Raw genomic sequence first — 18,297 nt, 5'->3', positions numbered from 1 at the left:
GTCAGGCTCTCGGGTCAAACGCATCACGGCAGGCCTCGCCGATGAACACCAGCAGGCTCAGCAACAGCGCCAAGGTGAAAAAGGCTGTCAGGCCCAGCCAGGGCGCCTGCAGGTTGTTCTTGCCCTGGGTGATCAACTCGCCCAGGGAAGGGCTGCCCGCTGGCATGCCAAAGCCCAGGAAGTCCAGTGCAGACAAGGTGCCGATGGCCCCGGTGACGATGAATGGCAGGAATGCCAGGGTCGCCGTCAGGGCATTGGGCAGGACGTGGCGTACCATCACCTCGGTCTTGCTCAGCCCCAGGGCACGGGCTGCTTTGACGTATTCCAGGCTGCGGCCGCGCAGCACCTCGGCGCGTACCACGTCCACCAGGGCCAGCCATGAAAACGCCGCCATCATGCCCAGCAGCCACCAGAAGCCGGGTTGCACAAACCCCGACAGAATGATCAGCAGGTACAGCACCGGCAGCCCGGCCCAGATCTCCTGCAGGCGCTGACCGAACAGGTCGACCCAGCCGCCGTGATAGCCTTGCACCACGCCGGCGGCGATGCCGACCAGGCTGCTGATGGCCGCGAGTGCCAAGGCGAACAGCAGTGACAGGCGCACCCCGAAAATCACCCGGGCCAGTACATCCCGGGCTTGGTCGTCGGTGCCCAGCCAGTTCTCCCGGTTGGGTGGGCTGGGCGCGGCGGTACGCAGGTCGAAGTTCACCGTCTGGGCACCAAAGGCTATGGGGGGAAACAGCATCCAGCCGCCCTGCTGTTTGACCAGTTGCCGGAAGTAGGCGCTGCGGTAGTCCGGCTCGAACGGCAGTTGGCCACCTAGCTCGCGCTCGGTGTGGGTGGACAGCACGGGTAGGTACCAATGCCCCTGGCTGACCAACAGCAGCGGCTTGTCGTTGGCCAGCAGATTGCCGCCCAGGCTGATGGCAAACAGCCCCAGCAACAGCCATAACGACCAGTAGCCGCGGCGGTGGGCTTTGAAGCGCTGCCAGCGGCGATGATTGAGCGGGGAAAGCGCCATCAGTGCCCCCTCGACGAGAAGTCGATCCGTGGGTCGATCAGCTGGTAGCACAGATCCCCCAGCAGTTTGATCAGCAGGCCGCCCAGGGTGAAGATGAACAGCGCGCCGAATACCACGGGGTAATCGCGGGAGACGGCCGCTTCGTAGCTCATGCGTCCCAGGCCGTCGAGCGAGAACAGCACCTCGATCAGCAGCGAACCGCCGAAGAACACATGGACCATCGCATGGGGCAACCCCGCCACTACCGTTAGCATGGCATTACGTAATACATGTCCGTACAGAACCTGGCGGTCATCGGCACCCTTGGCCCGCGCGGTCATCACGTACTGGCGAGCCATCTCGTCCAGGAAGCTGTTCTTGGTCAGCAACGTCAGGGTGGCGAACCCGCCCACCACCAGCGCCGTGACCGGCAACACCAGGTGACGGACGTAGTCCAGGACCTTCCCGCCCGTGGACAGGCTGGCGAAGTTTTCCGATACCAGCCCGCGAATGGGGAACCAGTCCAGGCCGCTGCCCCCACCAAACGCCAGGATCAGGAGCAGCGCAAACAGAAAGCCGGGCAAGGCGTAGCCGATGATGATGACCACGCTGCTCCAGACGTCGAACGCACTGCCGTGCCTGACTGCCTTGCGGATGCCCAGCGGGATTGACACCCCATAGGTGATCATCAGCGCCCACAACCCCAGGGACAGGGTGACGGGCACTCTGGAGATGATCATGTCGGTGACCCGGGTGCCCAGGAAAAAGCTTTTGCCGAAGTCCAGGTGCGCGTATTGCGTCATCATCAGCCACAAGCGTTGCAGCGGCGGCTTGTCGAAGCCGTACTGGCGCTCGATCTCGGCGACCAGGCGCGGGTCCAGGCCGCGGCCGCTCCCGGCACCTTGGGGTGTATCCAGGGTCTCCGTCACCCCGGCACCCACGCCCTGCCCGGCATCGAGGCCCTGCAGACGGGCGATCGCCTGATCGACCGGGCCACCTGGCGCAGCCTGAACGATGGCGAAGTTGACCAGCAGGATGCATACCAGGGTTGGGATGATCAGCAGCAAGCGCCGCAGGCTATAGGCGAGCATGCGGGTGCTCCTGCATCCGGGCGCGCATCTGCGCGTTATCGATGGGTTGTTCGCTCACCTGCCACCAGGCGTCCACGCCCGGCTCATAGGGTGAGCGTTGCGCGGGCCGCCCGAACCGGTTCCACCACACCACCGGGCTACCCGGCGGGTAGTAATTGGGAATCCAGTAGTAGCCCCACTGAAGGACGCGATCCAGGGCATGGGCGTTGTCCTGCATCACCTGGCGGTTGTCGGCCCGGATGACGTTGCTGACCAACTGATCGACCACGGGGTTGCGCAAGGCCATGTAGTTGCCCGAGCCGGTATCACGCGCCGCCGCCGAGCCGAAATAGTTGAGCAACTCGCGGCCTGGGGTGGCGGACACGGGAATGCTGGCCATGATCATGTCGTAGTCCCGGGTGCGCAGGCGGTTGATGTATTGGGCGCTGTCCACCGAGCGGTAATCCAGGCCGATGCCGATCTGCATCAGGTTGCGCTTGAAAGGCATGATCAGCCGCGCAAACAGGGTGCCACTGCTCAGGAAGGTAAAGTGCAACGGTTCGCCGGCGGCATTGACCAGCTGGTTGCCGCGCGGATGCCAACCGGCCTCCTCCAGCAACGCCAGGGCTTGCAGCTGCTGGTCACGAATCATCCCGCTACCGTCGGTGCGCGGCGGCTGGAAGGCCTCGGTGAAAACCTCGTCGGGCAGTTGCTGGCGCCATGGTGCCAGCACGCTCAGCTCACCGGGCCCAGGCAGGCCTGTCGCCGCCAGGGGGCTGTTGGAAAAATAGCTGCGCTGGCGACGGTACACGTCGTACATCAGGCTATGGTTGGTCCACTCGAAGTCCCACAGCAGCGAAATGGCCTGGCGCACACGCCGGTCGGCAAACTGGGGCCGGTCCAGGTTGAAGAAAAAGCCCTGAGCGTTGCGGATCGCCCCGGGAACCAGGTGGTCACGTTGCAGGCGGCCATCGTTCAGCGCATCGCCCGCGTACGCCGTGGCGTATTGCGCCGCGGAACCGACAACCTGCAAATCGAATGCCCCGGAACGCAGGGCCTGCACCGTGCCACTGCCGGTGTTGGCGAAGAACTCGATGCTCAACTGGTCGAAATTGAACTGGCCGCGATTGACGGGCAGGTTGGCGCCCCACCAGTGCTTGACCCGCTCCAGGTGCACGCTGCGCCCGGGCGCCACGCTTGACACCCGGTAGGGTCCGCTGCCCGGGGTGACAGCGAAGCCGCCGCCATTGGCGAAATCGTGCTGGCGCCACCAATGCGCAGGTAGCACTGGCAACGTGGCCACTTCCAGCGGCAGCGTACGGTCATCACCATGGGTGAAGTCGAAGCGTACCTGCAGCGGCCCCTCCACTTCGACCTTGCTGACATTCTCGAACTGCAGCCGGTAGTTCAGCTTGCCGTGGGCCATCAATTGCTCGAAGGTGTAGCGCACATCTTCGGCAGTGATGGGTGTGCCGTCATCGAAACGCGCCGCAGGGTTGAGCCGGAAGCGGATCCATGAACGGTCCGGGGCCAGTTCCAGGGTCTGCGCCACATTGGCGTAGACGGTGAAGGGTTCGTCCTGGGAGCGGCGCGCCAGGGGCGCATACAACCAGCCTTCGAGCTGGTCGATGCCGCGCCCGGCGTCCACGAAGGGAATCAGGTGATCGAAGGTGGCCGCGCTGGACGCCATGCTCAGGTGCCCGCCCTTGGGTGCACTGGGGTCCACGTAATCGAAGTGGGTGAAATCCGCCGCGTACCTGGGCGCCTCACCGTACACGGTCAGATACGTCTGTGGCCGGGCCTGGACCATCGGTGCGCACGACAGCAGTAACCAGGCACACAGGGCCAGTCGCTGGAACATCGTCGGCCTCCGGGTATCAGTAGTCGTAGCTGACATTGAACGACAGGGTCCGCGGTGCGCCCAGGTACACCGAACCGCTCGACGCGAAGGCCCAGTAGCGACGGTTGGCGATGTTGTCGACCGCAGCGCGCAGGGTCACGTCATGGCGGCCCACCGGAATGCGGTAGTTGGCGCCTGCCCCCCACAGAGTGATGCTCGGCAGGCGGATGGAATTGGTATCGTTGGCTTGCGAGGCGCTGCTGTACTGGGCGTTGGTGTACAGGTCGAGGCCATCCAGCCCCGGTACTTTCTGACTCAGCTCCAGGCTTTGCTGGAAGCGCGGCACACCGGACACCTTGTTGCCCACCAACGAGGCCTGCGCCTTGGTGAACTCGGCCTCAAGCCACGTGGAGCTGCTGTTGAGGGTCGTGGTGTCGGTGACGTTCAGGCGCCCATTGAGTTCCACTCCCTTGTAGACCTGCTCGCCGCCCTGCACGTAGGCGCCGGTGGCGTCGGCATAGTCGGCACCGCGCTCAAGCCGGAACACGGCAGCCGAGCCGCCCCACGTCGGCCGGTCGGTCTTGACACCAATCTCGTACTGCTTGCTGAGAATAGGGTCCAGGGTATCGCCCGAGTTGATGTAGGTGGAGCCCACGGTCTCGCCCGCCTCCAGGGCTTTGACGTAGCTGGCGTAGAATGTTGTATCCGGCCGCGGCTTGTACATCAGGGCCACGGTCGGCGACAGCGGCACCTCGCGATAATCGGTGGTCTGTACCCCCGAGGCGTTATAGACGTCCTGGGTGTAAATGGTCGAGCGCAGCCCGGTCAGCAGCGACCACCCGTGGGTCAGGTCGAAGGTATCGCTGGCAAACACCGATTTCTGGGTGATGTCGGACACGTGGTAGGTCGGAAAATCAAGCTGCCCGGTGTAAGTGATCCGGTTGGGATCGGTGTACAGGTTGTTGGTGCCGATGGACTTGAACAGCGACGTGGTGGCCGATCGACGATCGTAGTCCTGCCACGAAGCCCCCAGCACGATCTTGTGGCCAATGGGGCCCGTGCTGAAATTGCCTTGCAGCATGGCCTGTACCTGGTCATACACCGCCGTGCCATTGCCTGTGCTGATCCAGTCCTGATAATCGCCCGCCTTGTTCAGCAGCGTCGGGTATTCGGACAGATAGTTGCGGTTCTGGAAGAAGTGGTTGTAGTCCAGGCTCGCCGACCAGTCGTCATTCATGGTCCAGTGCAGGCCGGTGGCGACCATCCACGCGCGGGTCCGAAACGAGGTGTCATTGATACCCTGGCGATTGCTGTCCGGGTTGATCACGCTCGGCAGGCTGGAGCCACCGGTGTAGCTGGGGAGCCGGTAATTCTGAATGCCGCCGTTGATCACGCGCTCCTGGTACAGGGTGTCGGCGGTCCAGGTCAGGTTGGGGTTGATGCGCGCATCCAGCGACAACGAGTACGAGTCGCGGTTGACATGGGAACGCGTGGGCGTCTCGCCCTCCTCATGGGTGGCATTGAGCCGATACCCGAAGGTGTCCTCGGGCCCGGTCCGGCCACCCACATCCACGTGCTCACTCCAGACACTGTTGCTGCGTACACCGGCATCCACGCTCAGTGTCGTTTCATCGGTGGGTTTTTTGGTGACGAAATTCACCACCCCACCCGGCGCGCCGAAGCCGTACATGAAGCCGGTGGCGCCCTTGAGCAACTGCACCGACTCGAAGGTTTCCATCGGCAGTTCAAGGGTGGTGATGAAAATGGGCAGGCCGTTGATTTTATAGCTGCCGGCGTTGTCCAGGCGCACGCCCCGCACGGTCAGGTTGCTGGCCGTGAGGGAATAGGTATCGCCGTTGCTCTGTACCGTCGAGTCACCAACGAACACCTTGTTCAATGCCTTGACCTGACGCGCCTTCAGTTCGTCACTATCGACCTGCACCACCGAGAACGGCGTATCCAGCGCGCTGGCGCTGCCCAGTGCGCCGGAATTGACCTTGGGCTGGCGAACCGACTGGCCGGTGACGGTCACGGTCTTCAGGCGTGTGTCAGTTGTCGCAGGCACGGCGTCCGGCTCGATGCTCAAGCCAATGTCGCTTTGCACCCCGTGCAGGCCGCTGCCGCGCAGCGCCTGGTCGAGCGCCTGTTCCACGGTCAGCTCGCCTTTGACCGGGTTGCTTTTGAGGCCTTGCAGCGCGCGCCCCTGGAACGAGATGGGCACGCCACCCTGGCGGGATATCTGCAGCAACGCCTGGTCCAGGGCTACCGCGGCCAAATCGAAATGAACCACCTTGCCGGCTGGCAACGAGGCGGCCCCTGCCTGCCCCAGGCAAGCACCGCCCAACAGCCCGAACGCCAACACCGATCCCTTCAGGTACCCCATACATCGCCTCTGCAAACGTGTTTGATGGGGATAGGTGAAACAACCGCGGGAAATAAACAGGGGGGTGTGAAAATATTTTTCAAAACCCCGCGCGCCCCTGCAACGGACAAGTATCAGGCGCGGGGTTCGATGCTGACCCAGTAAGGCGAGTAGTAGTGAATGCTCAGCGGCAACGACCGCTCCAGCAGTTTCAGGGTGCGGTCGCTGTCATCCAGAAAGTAGAGGCCGGTGATGCGCAAATCCGCTACCTGGGGGCTGACCACGATGATGCCGCGGCGATATTTGCGCAGGTGCTCCACCACCTCGCCCAACGTGCTTTCACGCACCTCCAGCAGGCCATCGGCCCAGGCGCTTTCGTAACCGCTGGCCGGGCTAACGGAGAGGTAGCCACGGTCATCGAAACTGGCGGCCTCCCCGGCCCTGACCACCCGCTTGAGCCCCGAACGCGTGGTGATTTCGACCTCGGAATGTAGCATCACCAAGCGCGTGCGATCATCGCCGCGTTGCACCAGAAAACGCGTGCCCAGGGCGCGCATGCGTCCATGCTCGGTTTCCACTACAAAAGGCCTCCCCGGGTCGCGCGCCACGTCCACCAGCAACTCACCACAGCGCAGCAACACCAGGCGCTGGGCGCTGTCGAAACGCACCACCGCCCGGCTTTGCGCGTTGAGGGTCATGGCGCTGCCATCAGCCAGCGTCAGCGACCGACGTTCGCCGGTACCGGTCTGCAATTGCCCCGCCTCGGGGACCAGGCCATACACGCGCCCGAGGCCCCAGGCCAGCGCACCCAAGCCCACCACCGACAAGCTCTGGCCCAGAAAGCGGCGCCTGGTAGCCGGCGTGTTGACGGTGCCCAGCACGGTCTGGCGGGGTACTGTACGCAACGTATCGAGGGGCAACTGGGCCAGCCCGCCCCCCATGCGCGAGATCAATTCGGCATGCCGCGGGTGGCTGTCTCGCCAGGCGGCAAAGGCCCGTTGCTCGTCCTGGCTGGCATGCCCTGACATCAGCAAGGCCAGCCACTGGGCAGCCTCATCAATGGCGCGGTTATCGCTGTGGTTCATGCCTGCTCCATCACCAGGTAAATGCGTTTGATGGCTTGCGCCATGTATTGCTGCACGCGGGTGGGAGACACCCCCAGCAACCGGCCGATCTCAGGGTACGTCATGCCATCCAGCTGGTGGTACAGAAAGGCCGTGCGCGCGTTGCTCGACAACCCATCGAGCAAACGGTCCACCGCGTACAAGGCTTCCAGAATCAGGTGCTGTTCTTCAGGCGAGGGATGCAGCCCATCCGCTTGCGCGGCGAGGCGTGCCATGTAGGCCCTTTCCAGGTCGCGCCGGCGCCAGCCTTCGTACATCAAGCGGCGGGCAATGGTGCTCAGCAAGGGCCGGGGTGCGCGAACCGCCAGCAAGTCCTTCAGCGTCAGCGCCTGAACAAATGTCTCGGAGGCAATGTCTTCGGCATTGTGCGGGCAGTCCGTGTCTTTTCTGACCCATGCGCGCAACCAGCGGTACTCCTTCTTGAACCATTGATCGATCACCTGGTTGCGGGAAATATGATCGATATCCATCACTTGCCTCCCAGACGCAAAGCGTTCCGCTTTGGAAAAGGGGGCTACTATGCTGGGGACGATTTTAAAAACAAAAGAATAAAAAATACCTTATCAATTCTTTTGGGGTATATGACGCCGCGTGGCGCGAAGCTTGCTGCACGTGGCCTGAATGCATCATCCATGGGAGGCCCTATGGGCAGCATGTCGAGCAACAGCCAGTCAGCGGGCGGCATGTCCATCCATACCCTGCTCACCTCGCCGCTTAGCCAATCGCTATTCCAGAAAGCGGTCATTCAGTCAGGCGGGGATGGCCACCTGATGATGAACAGCCTCGCGAAGGCACAACAAGCCGGCGAAACCTTCGCGGCCAACCGGGGCATTGCTGCCGACGACCCCCAGGCGATCGAAAAGCTTCGACAGTTCCCCGCTGACAAGATCATGGGTGACCTCAACATGAATACGCTATTCCAGAAGCCATCGGCCAAGCCTGACTTCACCATGCCCATGGTCGATGGCAAGGTGGCCGTGGACGCGATGGACGCCTACCGCAAAGGCCATTTCACCCATGTACCGGTCATGGTCGGCGCCACCAGCGATGACTTGTTTGGCGCCAATGGAGCGATGGTTCAGGGCGCGAAGTCCATTGCCGACCTGCTTGCGTCCAAAGGCGTGCCGCTGTACCGCTACCGCTTTTCGTACGTCGCCGAATCAGAACAGGCGGCCAACCCCAAGGGCGCGAAGCACGCCAGTGATATCCCGTTCTTCTTCACCACCCTCGATCAGCGCTTTGGCACCAGGGCAACCCTGCGCGACCAGGCACTGAGCACCCTGGCCAGCGATTACCTGGTCAATTTCGTCAAGAGCGGCACGCCTGCCAGCCGAGGCGCGGCGCAATGGCCCGCCTATCAGCCCGGCCAGCCTTTCACGCTGGACTTCACTGGGCACGGCAAGGCCTCGGTCTTCCGGGATGATGGATCAGGCCAATAGCGATTGTATTGGAACTGACGGTACAGGCCCCTCTCAGCCCAGGTCACCGCCGCCCACCGGCAACGTCACCCCGGTGATATACGAAGCCTCGTCGGACGCCAGGAACAGAATCGCCCCCACCTGCTCGTCCACGGTGCCGTAGCGGTGCATCAGGCTGGTGTCCAGGGTCTGGTCGACGATTTGCTGGTACCAGGCTTTCTCCTGTTCACTTTGCTCGGCGGTGTTGCGCGGGATGCGCCGTGGCGGGGCTTCCGTACCCCCTGGGGCCGTGGCATTGACCCGCACCCCGCGCTGGGCGGTTTCGAACGCCAGGCAGGCAGTCAGTGCGTTGACGCCGCCCTTGGCCGCGCCGTAGGGCACGCGGTTGAGGCTGCGGGTGGCGATGGACGAGACGTTGACGATCGCACCGCTGCCCTGCTCCAGCATCACCGGCAGCGCAGCATGGCAGCACCACAGGGTGGGGAACAGCGAACGGCGCACTTCAGCTTCGATCTGCTGGGGCTCGTAGTGCTCGAAGGGCTTGGCCCAAATGGTGCCGCCCACGTTGTTGATCAGAATGTCCAGGCGGCCGAAGTGCTTAACTGCGGCGGCGACCACGCGGCTGCATTCTTCGTACTGTTCCAGGTCCGCCGTCAACACCAGCGGCTGGTTGGGCAGGTGCTCCAGCTCGTAGACCAGCTCGGAACGGTCCACCAGCACCAGGCGGGCGCCTTCGGCAGCCAGGCGTTGGGCCACGCGCAAACCAATGCCCTGGGCGGCGCCAGTGACGAGTGCGACCTTGTCGGTAAAACGGTTCATGCAAAACCTCCTGCCGGCACGCCACCCTCACGGCGGGGGCGTGGCGACTTTGAATGGCGTGTCACGCCGCGCTGGCGGCGAATTTCTCGAAGTAGAAGTTGGCGGGAACGATGGCCTGGTCCTGAAGGTACCGGCTCACGGCTTCGACCATGGGTGGCGGGCCGCACAGGTACACGTCCACGTCGCCATCGTTCAGGTGGCCGGGTTCGATGTGCTGGGTCACGTAGCCCTTGCGTGGGTACTCGCTGTCCGGGCTTGCGACGCAGGCGCTGAAGGTAAAATTGGCAATGCGCGCCGCCAAGGCTTCCAGTCGCGCGGTTTCCACCAGGTCGATGTCGTGGGTCACGCCATAGATCAAGTGCACCGGGTACTCGCTGCCCTGCTCGGCGATACGTTCGAGCATAGCGGTAAACGGCGCCAGGCCCGTGCCTCCGGCCAGCAACAACAGGGGCCGGCTTATGTCGCGCAGGTAGAAGCTACCCAGGGGCCCGGCCAGGGTCATGCTGTCCCCGGCCTTGGCCAGGCTGGTGAGGAAGCTGCTCATCAGGCCGCCCGGCACATTGCGAATCAGGAAGCTGACCTCGCCGTCATGCTGCAATGAGCTGAAGGAATAGGCACGGGTATGCTCGCTCCCCGGCACCTGCAGGTTCACGTACTGGCCGGGCAGGAACGCCAACTGGCTCAGGGCCTCGCCCTTGATCTTCAGCGCAATGGTGCTGTCGGACAATTGCTCCACGGCGCTGATGGTGGCTTCGTACTTGGCCTGTTTGGTCTTGCATACGTCCGAGGACGTTGGCACACGTACCACGCAATCGCCCTGCGCGCGCATCTGGCAGGTCAGCACGAAGCCTTGCGCCGCTTCCTCCTCGGTCAGGGCGTCTTCGATGTATTCCTCGCCCAGGTCGTATTTTCCCGCCTCGGCGAAGCACTTGCAGGTACCACAGGCGCCATCGCGGCAGTCCAGCGGAATGTTGATGCCCTGGCGGTACGCAGCGTCGGCCACGGTTTCAGTGGTGCTGCTGTCGATGAAACGGGTGACGCCGTCTTCGAAATTCAGTGCGATCTTGTACGTCATGATGGCCGCCTCAGATGTGGTAGATGTCGATCAGCTGACGGACGTAGTCGTTCTTCAGCACCACCTTCTTGGCGGTGATCAACGGCTGGGCGCCGCGGATATCCAGGGTGTAGAAGCTGGTGCCGAAGTAGCTGTCCACGGTCTTGTAGCGAAAGCTGAGGGTGTGCCAGTTGAAGCGCACCCGAGCAACACCGTCACCCTGCTCCAGTACCTCGATGTTGCTCAGGTTGTGCGAGGTGCGGGTATCGGGCACGCTGGCGCTGGACCGTTCGGTCTTGATGCGGAAAATGCGGTCTTCCAGCCCGTCACGGCGGCCGTACCAGATCAGCGAAATCTCACGCTGCGGGTCTTCGGTCAGTTCATCATTGTCGTCCCAGCTGGGCATCCAGAAGCTGGCATCGGGGGCGTACAGCTCCAGCCAGTTGTCCCAGTCCTTGTCGTCCAGGTAGCGGGCCTCGCGGTAGAGAAAGTCGCGAACGGTGTCATAGGCGATGGTCATTGCACTGCCTCCACGTCGATACGCTTGGCCTGCTCGGCCTTCAGGGCGTTGATCATGGTTGCCTGCCAGTATTTGTGCTGCATCACGAACAGGCCTTCGTCTTCGGTGCGCACGCCACTGAGTTGCGGGTGCAAATCGATCTCCACGGCCGCCGCATCGGCGCCCTCCACCCAGTGCGCGGCGCCACGGGACATGTCATTCCAGGCGGTGGTGCTGCCCTGATAGCCCATCTGGCAGGAACGGAATTCCTCCAGGTCATCGGGGGTGGCCATGCCACTGACGTTGAAGAAGTCTTCATACTGGCGAATGCGCTGGGCGCGCGCCGCATCGCTCTCGCCCTTCGGCGCGATGCAGTAGATGGTGATCTCGGTGCGGTTGACGTCGATGGGCCGGGCGATGCGGATCTGCGAGCTGAACTGGTCCATCAGGTAGACGTTGGGGTACAGGCACAGGTTGCGCGAGTTCTGGATCATCCAGTCGGCGCGGGCTGAACCGAAGTGCTGGGCCAGCTCGTCACGGCGCTCGTACAGCGGGCGGTCCTCGGGATTAGACCAACGGGTCCACAACAGCATGTGGCCCTTGTCGAATGAGTAGAAGCCGCCGCCCTGTTTGGCCCAGCCACCGGCGCTCATGGTCTTGGCGGCAGCCTGTGCCTCGCGTTGCTGGCGCTGCTGCTGGGTGGCGGCATAGTTCCAGTGCACGGCACTGACGTGGTAGCCATCGGCGCCGTTTTCGGCGGTCAGCTTCCAGTTGCCTTCATACACGTAGCTGCTGGAGCCGCGCAGCACCTCCAGGCCTTCAGGGGACTGGTCGACGATCATGTCGATGATTTTGGCGGATTCGCCCAGGTGCTCCACCAGAGAGGGGACATCAGGGTTCAACGAACCGAAAAGAAAGCCACGGTATGACTCGAAGCGCGCCACCTTGGTCAGGTCGTGGGAGCCTCCGCAGTTGAAGCTGTCGGGGTAGCCCGCTTCCTTGGGGTCTTTCACTTTCAGCAGCTTGCCGGAGTTGTTGAAGGTCCAGCCGTGAAACGGGCAGGTGTAGGAGGCGCGGTTGCCGGTCTTGTGCCGGCACAGCATCGCGCCGCGGTGGCTGCAGGCGTTGAGGAAGGCATTGAGCTCACCGTCCTTGTTGCGGGCGATGAAGATGGGCTGGCGGCCCATCTGGGTGGTGTAGTAGTCGTTGACGTTGGGGATCTGGCTTTCGTGGGCCAGGTACAGCCAGTTGCCTTCGAAGATGTGTTTCATCTCCAGGTCGAACAGGCGCGGGTCCGTAAACATCTCGCGCTTGCAGCGGTAGATACCCTGCTCGCGGTCTTCCTGCAGCAAGGCATTGAGGTACTCGATTCCCAGGGTCATGGCCGGGGCCTCCGTTGTTATTATTCAGGCACCTCCAGCGTACGAATGGATGGGTATTGTCGATAGCCGCCGCTCGCAGACCGCTATCCGTTTTTTGCAACGCCCAGGGGGCGTGACTGCCTCAGAGCACGCAGCGAAACCCCATGTGCCCGGTGCTGCTGTGCGGCGTGTTGTGGGTGCGGGCCGACAGCCGATAGCGGTTGCAGTAACTGGCGTGGCACAACCAGGAACCGCCACGGATCACCTTTGCCTGCCCCGCTTGCGGCCCCAGCGGGTTGAGGCGCGTAGCGGGCGACGCGGGTCGATGCCAGTCCACACTCCACCAGTCCGCGCACCACTCCCACACATTGCCCAGCATATTGAACAGGCCATAAGCGTTGGCTTCGAACCCCAAGGCCGGGGTTGTACCGGTGAAGCCGTCTGCGCCGCGGTCGGCATGGGGAAACTCACCCTGCCAGACGTTGCAATGGCGTCGGCCGCCCTCCTCCAATGCCTCGCCCCAGGGGAAGGTCCGGCCCACCGTCGCGCCGCGCGCCGCGACTTCCCATTGCGCCTCGGTGGGCAGGCGCTTGCCGGCCCAGCGTGCAAACGCACAGGCGTCGTGCCAGGAAACGTGCACCACCGGGTGGTCCGGCAGCGCCAGTCGGCCGGCGGCTGGCCCGCATGGCTGACGCCAGTGGGCACCGGGCACTGCCCGCCACCAGGGGGTGGTCCCAGGCGGCAGCGCAAGGCACTCGGTACCAGGGGCCAGCAGCCCTTCGAACACGAAGGACCAGCCAAAATGCTCGGCATCGGTGACGTACCCCGTCTGGGCGACAAACCCGGAAAACTGGCGATTGGTCACGGTGGTGATGTCGATCAGGAAGCTGTCGACCTGCACCGCGCGAACCGGCCCCTCACCATCGGCGACGATGCACTCTGGGCCGTCGCCCCCTAGCTGATAAACGCCACCCGGTATTTCCAGCATGTCTGCGCCCAGCCCAGGCGGTCCCTGGGACACATCCTCCCGGGGCCGTGGGCCAGCGCCTCGCGACGGCGTGCAACAGCTCATGGGTATTCCACCGACGCGGTGCGGGCCGTCAGCAGGTAGTGCTCCAGCTCCGCGATCACCTGCGGGTGCTGGGCGGCGATATCGCGGGTTTCGCGCGGGTCTGTCTTGAGGTCATACAGTTCCAGGGGCAACCCCTTGCTCAGGCGGATAGCCTTCCAGTTGCCCCGGCGCACGGCCTGGCGAAACTCAGGCTCGAAGGTTTCCCAGTAGAAATACCGGGGCGCCAGCCGCGCGGCCTCATGGTGCAGCAAAGGGCTGATGTCAACGCCATCCCCCAGCACCGGTGCCGCCCCGGCGAGTGCCATGGCGGTAGGGAGAAAGTCGGGAAAGTACACCGGCTCATCGCTCAGGCTGCCTGCGTCGATGGTACCCGGCCAGCGCACGATGAAGGGCTCGTGGATGCCACCCTCGTACAGGTCACGTTTGTAGCCACGATACACACCGCTGGAGTCGAAGAATTCCACCACCGCCGTCTGCGCAGGGGTGGCTTCCGAGCGGGCGCCATTGTCGGAGGCGAAGAACACCACGGTGTCGCGATCCAGGCCCTGTTCGGCCACGGTGCGCAGTACGCTGCCCACGCCCTGGTCCATGAGTTCGATCATGGCCGCGTAGGATTTCTGGTCCTGGCTCCAGGGTTCACCGGCGAATGAACCGTAGCTGGGGGAAATGTACGGGCTGTGCGGGGCGCTGTAGCCCACGAACAGAAAGAACGGATCGGCATGGTTGCGCCGGATGAAGTCGCAGGCGTCGTCCGTGCACAGGTCGGTTTCGTAGTGGGCCGCCGTGTGCCCCAGTGCCTGGGGAATATCGACCAGCTCACGGTTGTGGTAACGCTGGGTGGGGAAATAGCCCTGGGTGCTGGGGGTCTGGATCAGCCAGCCGCGAAATTCGTCAAAGCCGTGGTCCAGCGGTGTGGCCGCGGGGTCGAAGCCGTCCAGGTGCCATTTGCCCATCAGGCCGCTGTGGTAGCCCAACGCCTGCAGTTGCTGGGCCACGGTGATGTCCGAGGCTTGCAGGTTGGTACGGCGCACCGACTCGCCGCCCTTGGTGCCGACAATGCCCCCGCCCAGGGCGAAGTTGCCGCGTATGCGGCTATGGCCTGTGTTGAGCCCGGTCATCAGGGTACAGCGCGAGGGCGAGCAGATCGGTGCGCCGGCGTAGGCCTGGGTAAAGCGTTTGCCTTCGCGGGCCAGGCGGTCGATGTTAGGCGTCAGGATGCGGCTTTGGCCATAGCAGCCCACGTCGCCGATGCCCAGGTCATCGGCGAGGATGAAGATGATATTGGGTTTGCGCCCGCCCGCCTGGGCGAACGAGGGCAACGCACTCATGGCCAGGGTAGTGCCGGCCAGTTCCAGGAAGTGCCGGCGGCCGAGTCTGGTGAAATAGTCAGTCATGGTTCTGCCCCTCAGAAGTCGTAGCGCGCGGTCACGCCCAGGGTGCGCGGGTCACCCAGGAAGGAAACGAAACCGCCGTTGTTCTTGTTTGAAAGCCCTGTGTAGTAACGCCGGTTGAACGCGTTCTTCGCCCACAGGGAAAGGTCCCACTGCCCCGCGTGGAAGTTGCCGCGCAAGCCCGTGGACAGGTTGACCAGGTAATAGGCCGGGATCTGCGCGTAAGAGGAGTCGTCCACCGTGCCAGGCGCGCCCGAACGGTAGGCGTAGCTACCGGTGACGTAGGGGGTGAGGCTGTTGTCCAGGTTCCAGTGGTACTCACCGTTGACGTTGGCTATCCAGCGCGGCGCGTTGGCCACCGTGTGGCCGGTCAGGTCGCAGGTCTTGGGGGCACCTGGCTGAAAGCTGATCTCGGTCGGGCATGGTGCGTCCTTGTAGTCCAGGTAGGTCACCTGGTTGTACGAGCCGTTGATGTTGATGGTCAGGTTGTCGATGGGCAGGATCGAGGTGTCGAACTCCACCCCGCGCGAGCGCACGCTGCCGGCGTTGGTCAGGTAGAAACTGGTACTGGCCACGTCGTAGGCGTTGGTCTGGTAGCCATCGACCTGAGTCCAGAACACGTCGGTGTTGAAGGTGACGCGGTGGTCCCACCAACTGCTCTTGAGCCCCAGCTCCGCAGCGTTGGCACGCTCTGTACCCACCAGCAGCGAATCTGCGCCCGCCGTCGGCGCGCTGGCCACCGTCATGTTGATACCGCCGGACTTCTCCCCGTGGGACAGCGAGGCGTAGCCCATCAGGTTGTCGTCAACGTGGTAGGCCAGGCTCAACAGGCCCGACGGGCTGGTGGCGTGCAGGCCAACGTTGCCCGAGTCGTAGGCGCCGATCTGCGCCTGGCGCGAGGTAGCGGCCGCGCCAGTGACTGCCGCGCCCCCTTCGGGCGCCTCACGGTTGACCCAGCCGCTCTTCTCTTCATACGTGGCGCGCACCCCGGCCGTCAGGTCGAGCTTGGGCGTCAGGTGCCAGGTGCCTTGGGCGAACAGCGCGTAGCTGTCCACGTCGATATGGCCATAGCCGTAGGAGTTGACGTTATTGAGCGCGCCAGTGGGCGTTCCAGTCCAGATATCGGCCTTGGGGCCATAGCGGGTGAACGACTCGTTGTTCAGGCTCTGGCCAAAGTAGTACGCGCCCAGCACGTAATCGAAATAGGTGCCCTTGGGCGAAGCCAGGCGAAATTCCTGGGACCACTCGCGGTCATGCACGTCCACGCCCGTGCCGTAGTAGGCCGGCACATCGAGGCCGTCATCATTGCTGGGCTTGAAGTTCCAGGTGCGGTAGGACGTGATCGACGTCAGGGTGAAGTCATTGGCCATGCGCCAGTTGGCTTCGGCGCTCACGCCGCTTTGATGGACCTTGATGCTCTGCCCCGAGTCGATGTTGACCTTGTCACCGTACACCAGGGTGGCGCCGGCGGCAGCGGCGCGCTGGGCGTAGCGGTTGACGCCGTTGATGGTCGGGCCGGTGCTGTACAACGGGAAGGTGCCGGCGCTGGAGTCCTCGTCGTTGTAGCTGGCGATCAGGCGCAGGCTGAAGTCGTCATCGGGCTTGTACAGCAGTTGCCCCCGCAGGCCGTCCCGGGTGCCCCCGTTGAGTTCGTGCCCGTTGTATTCGTTCTTGATAAACCCGTCGTCGTGGGTGCGCGTGGCCGACAGACGCCCGGCCAGGGTGTCGGTGATCGGCCCGGAAAGGGTACCGCGCGTCTGTACGTAGCCACGGCTGCCCGTCGACATTTCCACCGTGCGTTCCGGGGTAAAGGTGGGCGGCCGCGTGGTGACGTTGACCACGCCAGCCGTGGTGTTCTTGCCGAACAGGGTGCCCTGGGGGCCACGCAGCACGTCGATCTGGTCGATGTCCAGGAGGTCGAAGGCAGCCATGCCGGGGCGGCTCAGGTAAACGTTGTCCAGGTACACGCCGACGCTGCCTTCCAGCCCATCGCTGGCGGCATTGTTGCCCAACCCGCGCACAGCGATGCTCGACTGGCGTGGGTGAACATAGGCCACGGTGGTGCTGGGTACCAGTTGCTGGATGTCCTGAATGCGGTAGGTACGCTGGGCTTCCAGGGCGTTGCCACTAAGACTGGTGATCGCGGTGGGCACGTCCTGGGCATTTTCCTCGCGGCGGCGGGCCGTGACGGTCACCGTCTGCAAGGCTTTCTCCGGGGTGGCTGCCGCGGTTTTGGCAGGTACCAGGCTGACCGTGCCATTGGCATCGTGCTCGGCCACCAGGCCACTGCCTTGCAGCGCTCGGCCCAGGGCCTGATCAACGTCCAGGTCGCCGCTGATGGCAGGCGCCAGGCGCCCTTGCACGGTGGTGGCGTCGAAGGCGATCAGTTGCCCGCTCTGCCGCGAAATGCTCAGCAGTACCGACCCCAGGGGGCCGGCGGCGATGCTGTAATGGTGCCGTTTGCCAGCCGTCTGGTCGGCTATGGCCGCCATCGGCACCGAGCTGCACGCGGCCAAGGCCATGGCCAGCACCAGGTGGTTGAGGGGAAGCGATAAGCGTCGTGGCTGCGTCATTGCGCCATTCCTGTTGTGTTGAATGGCCTGTTGACGAAGCAGTGCCGAAATTTTCCAGCGTACCTACAGATCGTTTCGGTCCAAGCTCATAACGGTTTGTCAGGCGGGTTCCAGGCTGACCCACAGGTCCGTGGTGCGCTGCACCCGAATGGGCAAGCTGTGCGCCAGCATGTGCAGCGCGCGCTGGCTGTCGTCCAGCGGGAAAATCCCGCTGACCCGCAACCCGGCAATGGCCGGTGCCAGGGTCAACAACCCACGATGATAAGCACGCAGGCGTTCGACCACCTCGGCCAACGGGCGATCATCGACGCTCAGCAAACCGCTGAGCCACTCGCTTTCATCGCCGTTGGCGTGCCCGCTGGCGAAGATGCCGGCACGGTCAAAGCGTGCCCAGTGACCGGCAGCGATGACCTGCTGGCTGCCCTGTTCGTTATGCCACCGCACCGGGCTACCCTGCGCCTGCACGAACCAGCCGCTGCCCTCCTCGCGCAACAGGCAACGATGCTCCTGCAGCGCCAGGCGACCACCCTCGGTGTGCAATTCGAATGGCACCCGGCCGGGTGCTACCTCCACCAGCAGCTCCCCGCGCTGCAGGCGCAGGCCGCGCACGCCCGGCGCAAAGTGTGGGGCCACACGGCTCGCCGCATTGAGATCAAGCCCACTGCCATCGGCCAGGGTGAAATGGCGGCGTTCGCCAATGCCGGTGTACAGCTC

Annotated in this window: 15 protein-coding genes; 1 reads left to right on the top strand and 14 read right to left on the bottom strand. The window is 63.8% G+C overall.

Going from position 1 to position 18,297, the window contains the following annotated elements:
- Position 1: 1 nt before the first annotated feature.
- The 6 genes from QBK88_RS28630 to QBK88_RS28605 all read right to left on the bottom strand — a co-directional run bounded on the left by QBK88_RS28630 (position 2) and on the right by QBK88_RS28605 (position 7,866).
- Positions 2-1,024 (bottom strand): ABC transporter permease, encoded by a 1,023-nt coding sequence (locus QBK88_RS28630; RefSeq protein ID WP_277964731.1) that lies wholly within the window; start codon positions 1,022-1,024, stop codon positions 2-4.
- Complete coding sequence (gene yejB, locus QBK88_RS28625; protein ID WP_277964719.1) at positions 1,021-2,091, bottom strand: microcin C ABC transporter permease YejB; 1,071 nt, start codon at positions 2,089-2,091, stop codon at positions 1,021-1,023. Before yejB ends, QBK88_RS28630 begins: the two co-directional genes overlap by 4 nt.
- Positions 2,078-3,931 (bottom strand): extracellular solute-binding protein, encoded by a 1,854-nt coding sequence (locus tag QBK88_RS28620; protein WP_277964718.1) that lies wholly within the window; start codon positions 3,929-3,931, stop codon positions 2,078-2,080. Before QBK88_RS28620 ends, yejB begins: the two co-directional genes overlap by 14 nt.
- A gap of 16 nt (positions 3,932-3,947) precedes the next feature.
- Complete coding sequence (locus QBK88_RS28615) at positions 3,948-6,293, bottom strand: TonB-dependent receptor (protein WP_277964717.1); 2,346 nt, start codon at positions 6,291-6,293, stop codon at positions 3,948-3,950.
- A gap of 113 nt (positions 6,294-6,406) precedes the next feature.
- A complete protein-coding gene (locus QBK88_RS28610) occupies positions 6,407-7,357 on the bottom strand; it encodes a FecR family protein (RefSeq protein WP_277964716.1) in 951 nt (316 codons plus the stop codon).
- Positions 7,354-7,866 carry a sigma-70 family RNA polymerase sigma factor gene (locus QBK88_RS28605; RefSeq protein ID WP_277964715.1) on the bottom strand — a complete coding sequence of 171 codons (513 nt, stop codon included), beginning with the start codon at positions 7,864-7,866 and terminating at the stop codon, positions 7,354-7,356. Before QBK88_RS28605 ends, QBK88_RS28610 begins: the two co-directional genes overlap by 4 nt.
- Between QBK88_RS28605 and QBK88_RS28600 the strand changes: the two genes are divergently transcribed.
- Entirely contained in the window at positions 7,852-8,835 is a 984-nt protein-coding gene (locus tag QBK88_RS28600; protein WP_277964714.1) for a carboxylesterase family protein, read from the top strand. The two genes, QBK88_RS28605 and QBK88_RS28600, sit on opposite strands and share 15 nt — an antisense overlap.
- A 33-nt stretch (positions 8,836-8,868) precedes the next feature.
- Here the strand turns inward: QBK88_RS28600 and QBK88_RS28595 are convergent, their stop codons facing one another.
- From QBK88_RS28595 to QBK88_RS28560, 8 genes are all read right to left on the bottom strand, one after another.
- The gene (locus QBK88_RS28595; RefSeq protein ID WP_277964713.1) at positions 8,869-9,633 is read right to left on the bottom strand and encodes a 1,6-dihydroxycyclohexa-2,4-diene-1-carboxylate dehydrogenase; all 765 of its coding nucleotides are present in this window, start codon (positions 9,631-9,633) and stop codon (positions 8,869-8,871) included.
- A 61-nt stretch (positions 9,634-9,694) separates the two neighbouring features.
- Complete coding sequence (benC, locus tag QBK88_RS28590) at positions 9,695-10,708, bottom strand: benzoate 1,2-dioxygenase electron transfer component BenC (protein ID WP_277964712.1); 1,014 nt, start codon at positions 10,706-10,708, stop codon at positions 9,695-9,697.
- Between the two features lie 10 nt (positions 10,709-10,718).
- Positions 10,719-11,207: a benzoate 1,2-dioxygenase small subunit gene (gene benB / locus QBK88_RS28585; RefSeq protein WP_277964711.1), complete on the bottom strand. Its 489-nt coding sequence runs from the start codon at positions 11,205-11,207 to the stop codon at positions 10,719-10,721.
- Positions 11,204-12,568 (bottom strand): benzoate 1,2-dioxygenase large subunit, encoded by a 1,365-nt coding sequence (gene benA / locus QBK88_RS28580; protein ID WP_277964710.1) that lies wholly within the window; start codon positions 12,566-12,568, stop codon positions 11,204-11,206. The genes benB and benA overlap by 4 nt, the downstream gene beginning before the upstream one ends.
- A gap of 121 nt (positions 12,569-12,689) precedes the next feature.
- Positions 12,690-13,535 (bottom strand): formylglycine-generating enzyme family protein, encoded by an 846-nt coding sequence (locus QBK88_RS28575; RefSeq protein ID WP_277964709.1) that lies wholly within the window; start codon positions 13,533-13,535, stop codon positions 12,690-12,692.
- Between the two features lie 80 nt (positions 13,536-13,615).
- On the bottom strand, positions 13,616-15,013 hold the full coding sequence (locus QBK88_RS28570; RefSeq protein ID WP_277964708.1) for an arylsulfatase: 1,398 nt from the start codon (positions 15,011-15,013) through the stop codon (positions 13,616-13,618).
- Positions 15,014-15,024: 11 nt separating this feature from the next.
- Positions 15,025-17,583, bottom strand: coding sequence for a TonB-dependent receptor (locus tag QBK88_RS28565; RefSeq protein WP_277964707.1), 2,559 nt, complete (start codon positions 17,581-17,583; stop codon positions 15,025-15,027).
- A 99-nt stretch (positions 17,584-17,682) separates the two neighbouring features.
- Positions 17,683-18,297 (bottom strand): FecR domain-containing protein (locus QBK88_RS28560; RefSeq protein ID WP_277964706.1); only part of this gene is annotated, 615 nt, incomplete at its 5' end.

This window comes from Pseudomonas sp. RIT-To-2, from assembly GCF_029623465.1.
In the GTDB taxonomy this organism is placed as follows: Bacteria; Pseudomonadota; Gammaproteobacteria; order Pseudomonadales; family Pseudomonadaceae; genus Aquipseudomonas; species Aquipseudomonas silvicola.
Note: the sequence above shows the minus strand (reverse complement) of the source record. Positions and strands in the feature narration are given on the sequence as shown.

Coding starts and splice junctions, on each gene's coding strand:
- yejB (WP_277964719.1), bottom strand. CDS start 2,091: ATGCTCGCCTATAGCCTGCGGCGCTTGCTGCTGATCATCCCAACCCTG.
- QBK88_RS28620 (WP_277964718.1), bottom strand. CDS start 3,931: ATGTTCCAGCGACTGGCCCTGTGTGCCTGGTTACTGCTGTCGTGCGCA.
- QBK88_RS28615 (WP_277964717.1), bottom strand. CDS start 6,293: ATGGGGTACCTGAAGGGATCGGTGTTGGCGTTCGGGCTGTTGGGCGGT.
- QBK88_RS28610 (WP_277964716.1), bottom strand. CDS start 7,357: ATGAACCACAGCGATAACCGCGCCATTGATGAGGCTGCCCAGTGGCTG.
- QBK88_RS28600 (WP_277964714.1), top strand. CDS start 7,852: ATGATCGATATCCATCACTTGCCTCCCAGACGCAAAGCGTTCCGCTTT.
- QBK88_RS28605 (WP_277964715.1), bottom strand. CDS start 7,866: ATGGATATCGATCATATTTCCCGCAACCAGGTGATCGATCAATGGTTC.
- QBK88_RS28595 (WP_277964713.1), bottom strand. CDS start 9,633: ATGAACCGTTTTACCGACAAGGTCGCACTCGTCACTGGCGCCGCCCAG.
- benC (WP_277964712.1), bottom strand. CDS start 10,708: ATGACGTACAAGATCGCACTGAATTTCGAAGACGGCGTCACCCGTTTC.
- benB (WP_277964711.1), bottom strand. CDS start 11,207: ATGACCATCGCCTATGACACCGTTCGCGACTTTCTCTACCGCGAGGCC.
- benA (WP_277964710.1), bottom strand. CDS start 12,568: ATGACCCTGGGAATCGAGTACCTCAATGCCTTGCTGCAGGAAGACCGC.
- QBK88_RS28575 (WP_277964709.1), bottom strand. CDS start 13,535: ATGCTGGAAATACCGGGTGGCGTTTATCAGCTAGGGGGCGACGGCCCA.
- QBK88_RS28570 (WP_277964708.1), bottom strand. CDS start 15,013: ATGACTGACTATTTCACCAGACTCGGCCGCCGGCACTTCCTGGAACTG.
- QBK88_RS28565 (WP_277964707.1), bottom strand. CDS start 17,583: ATGACGCAGCCACGACGCTTATCGCTTCCCCTCAACCACCTGGTGCTG.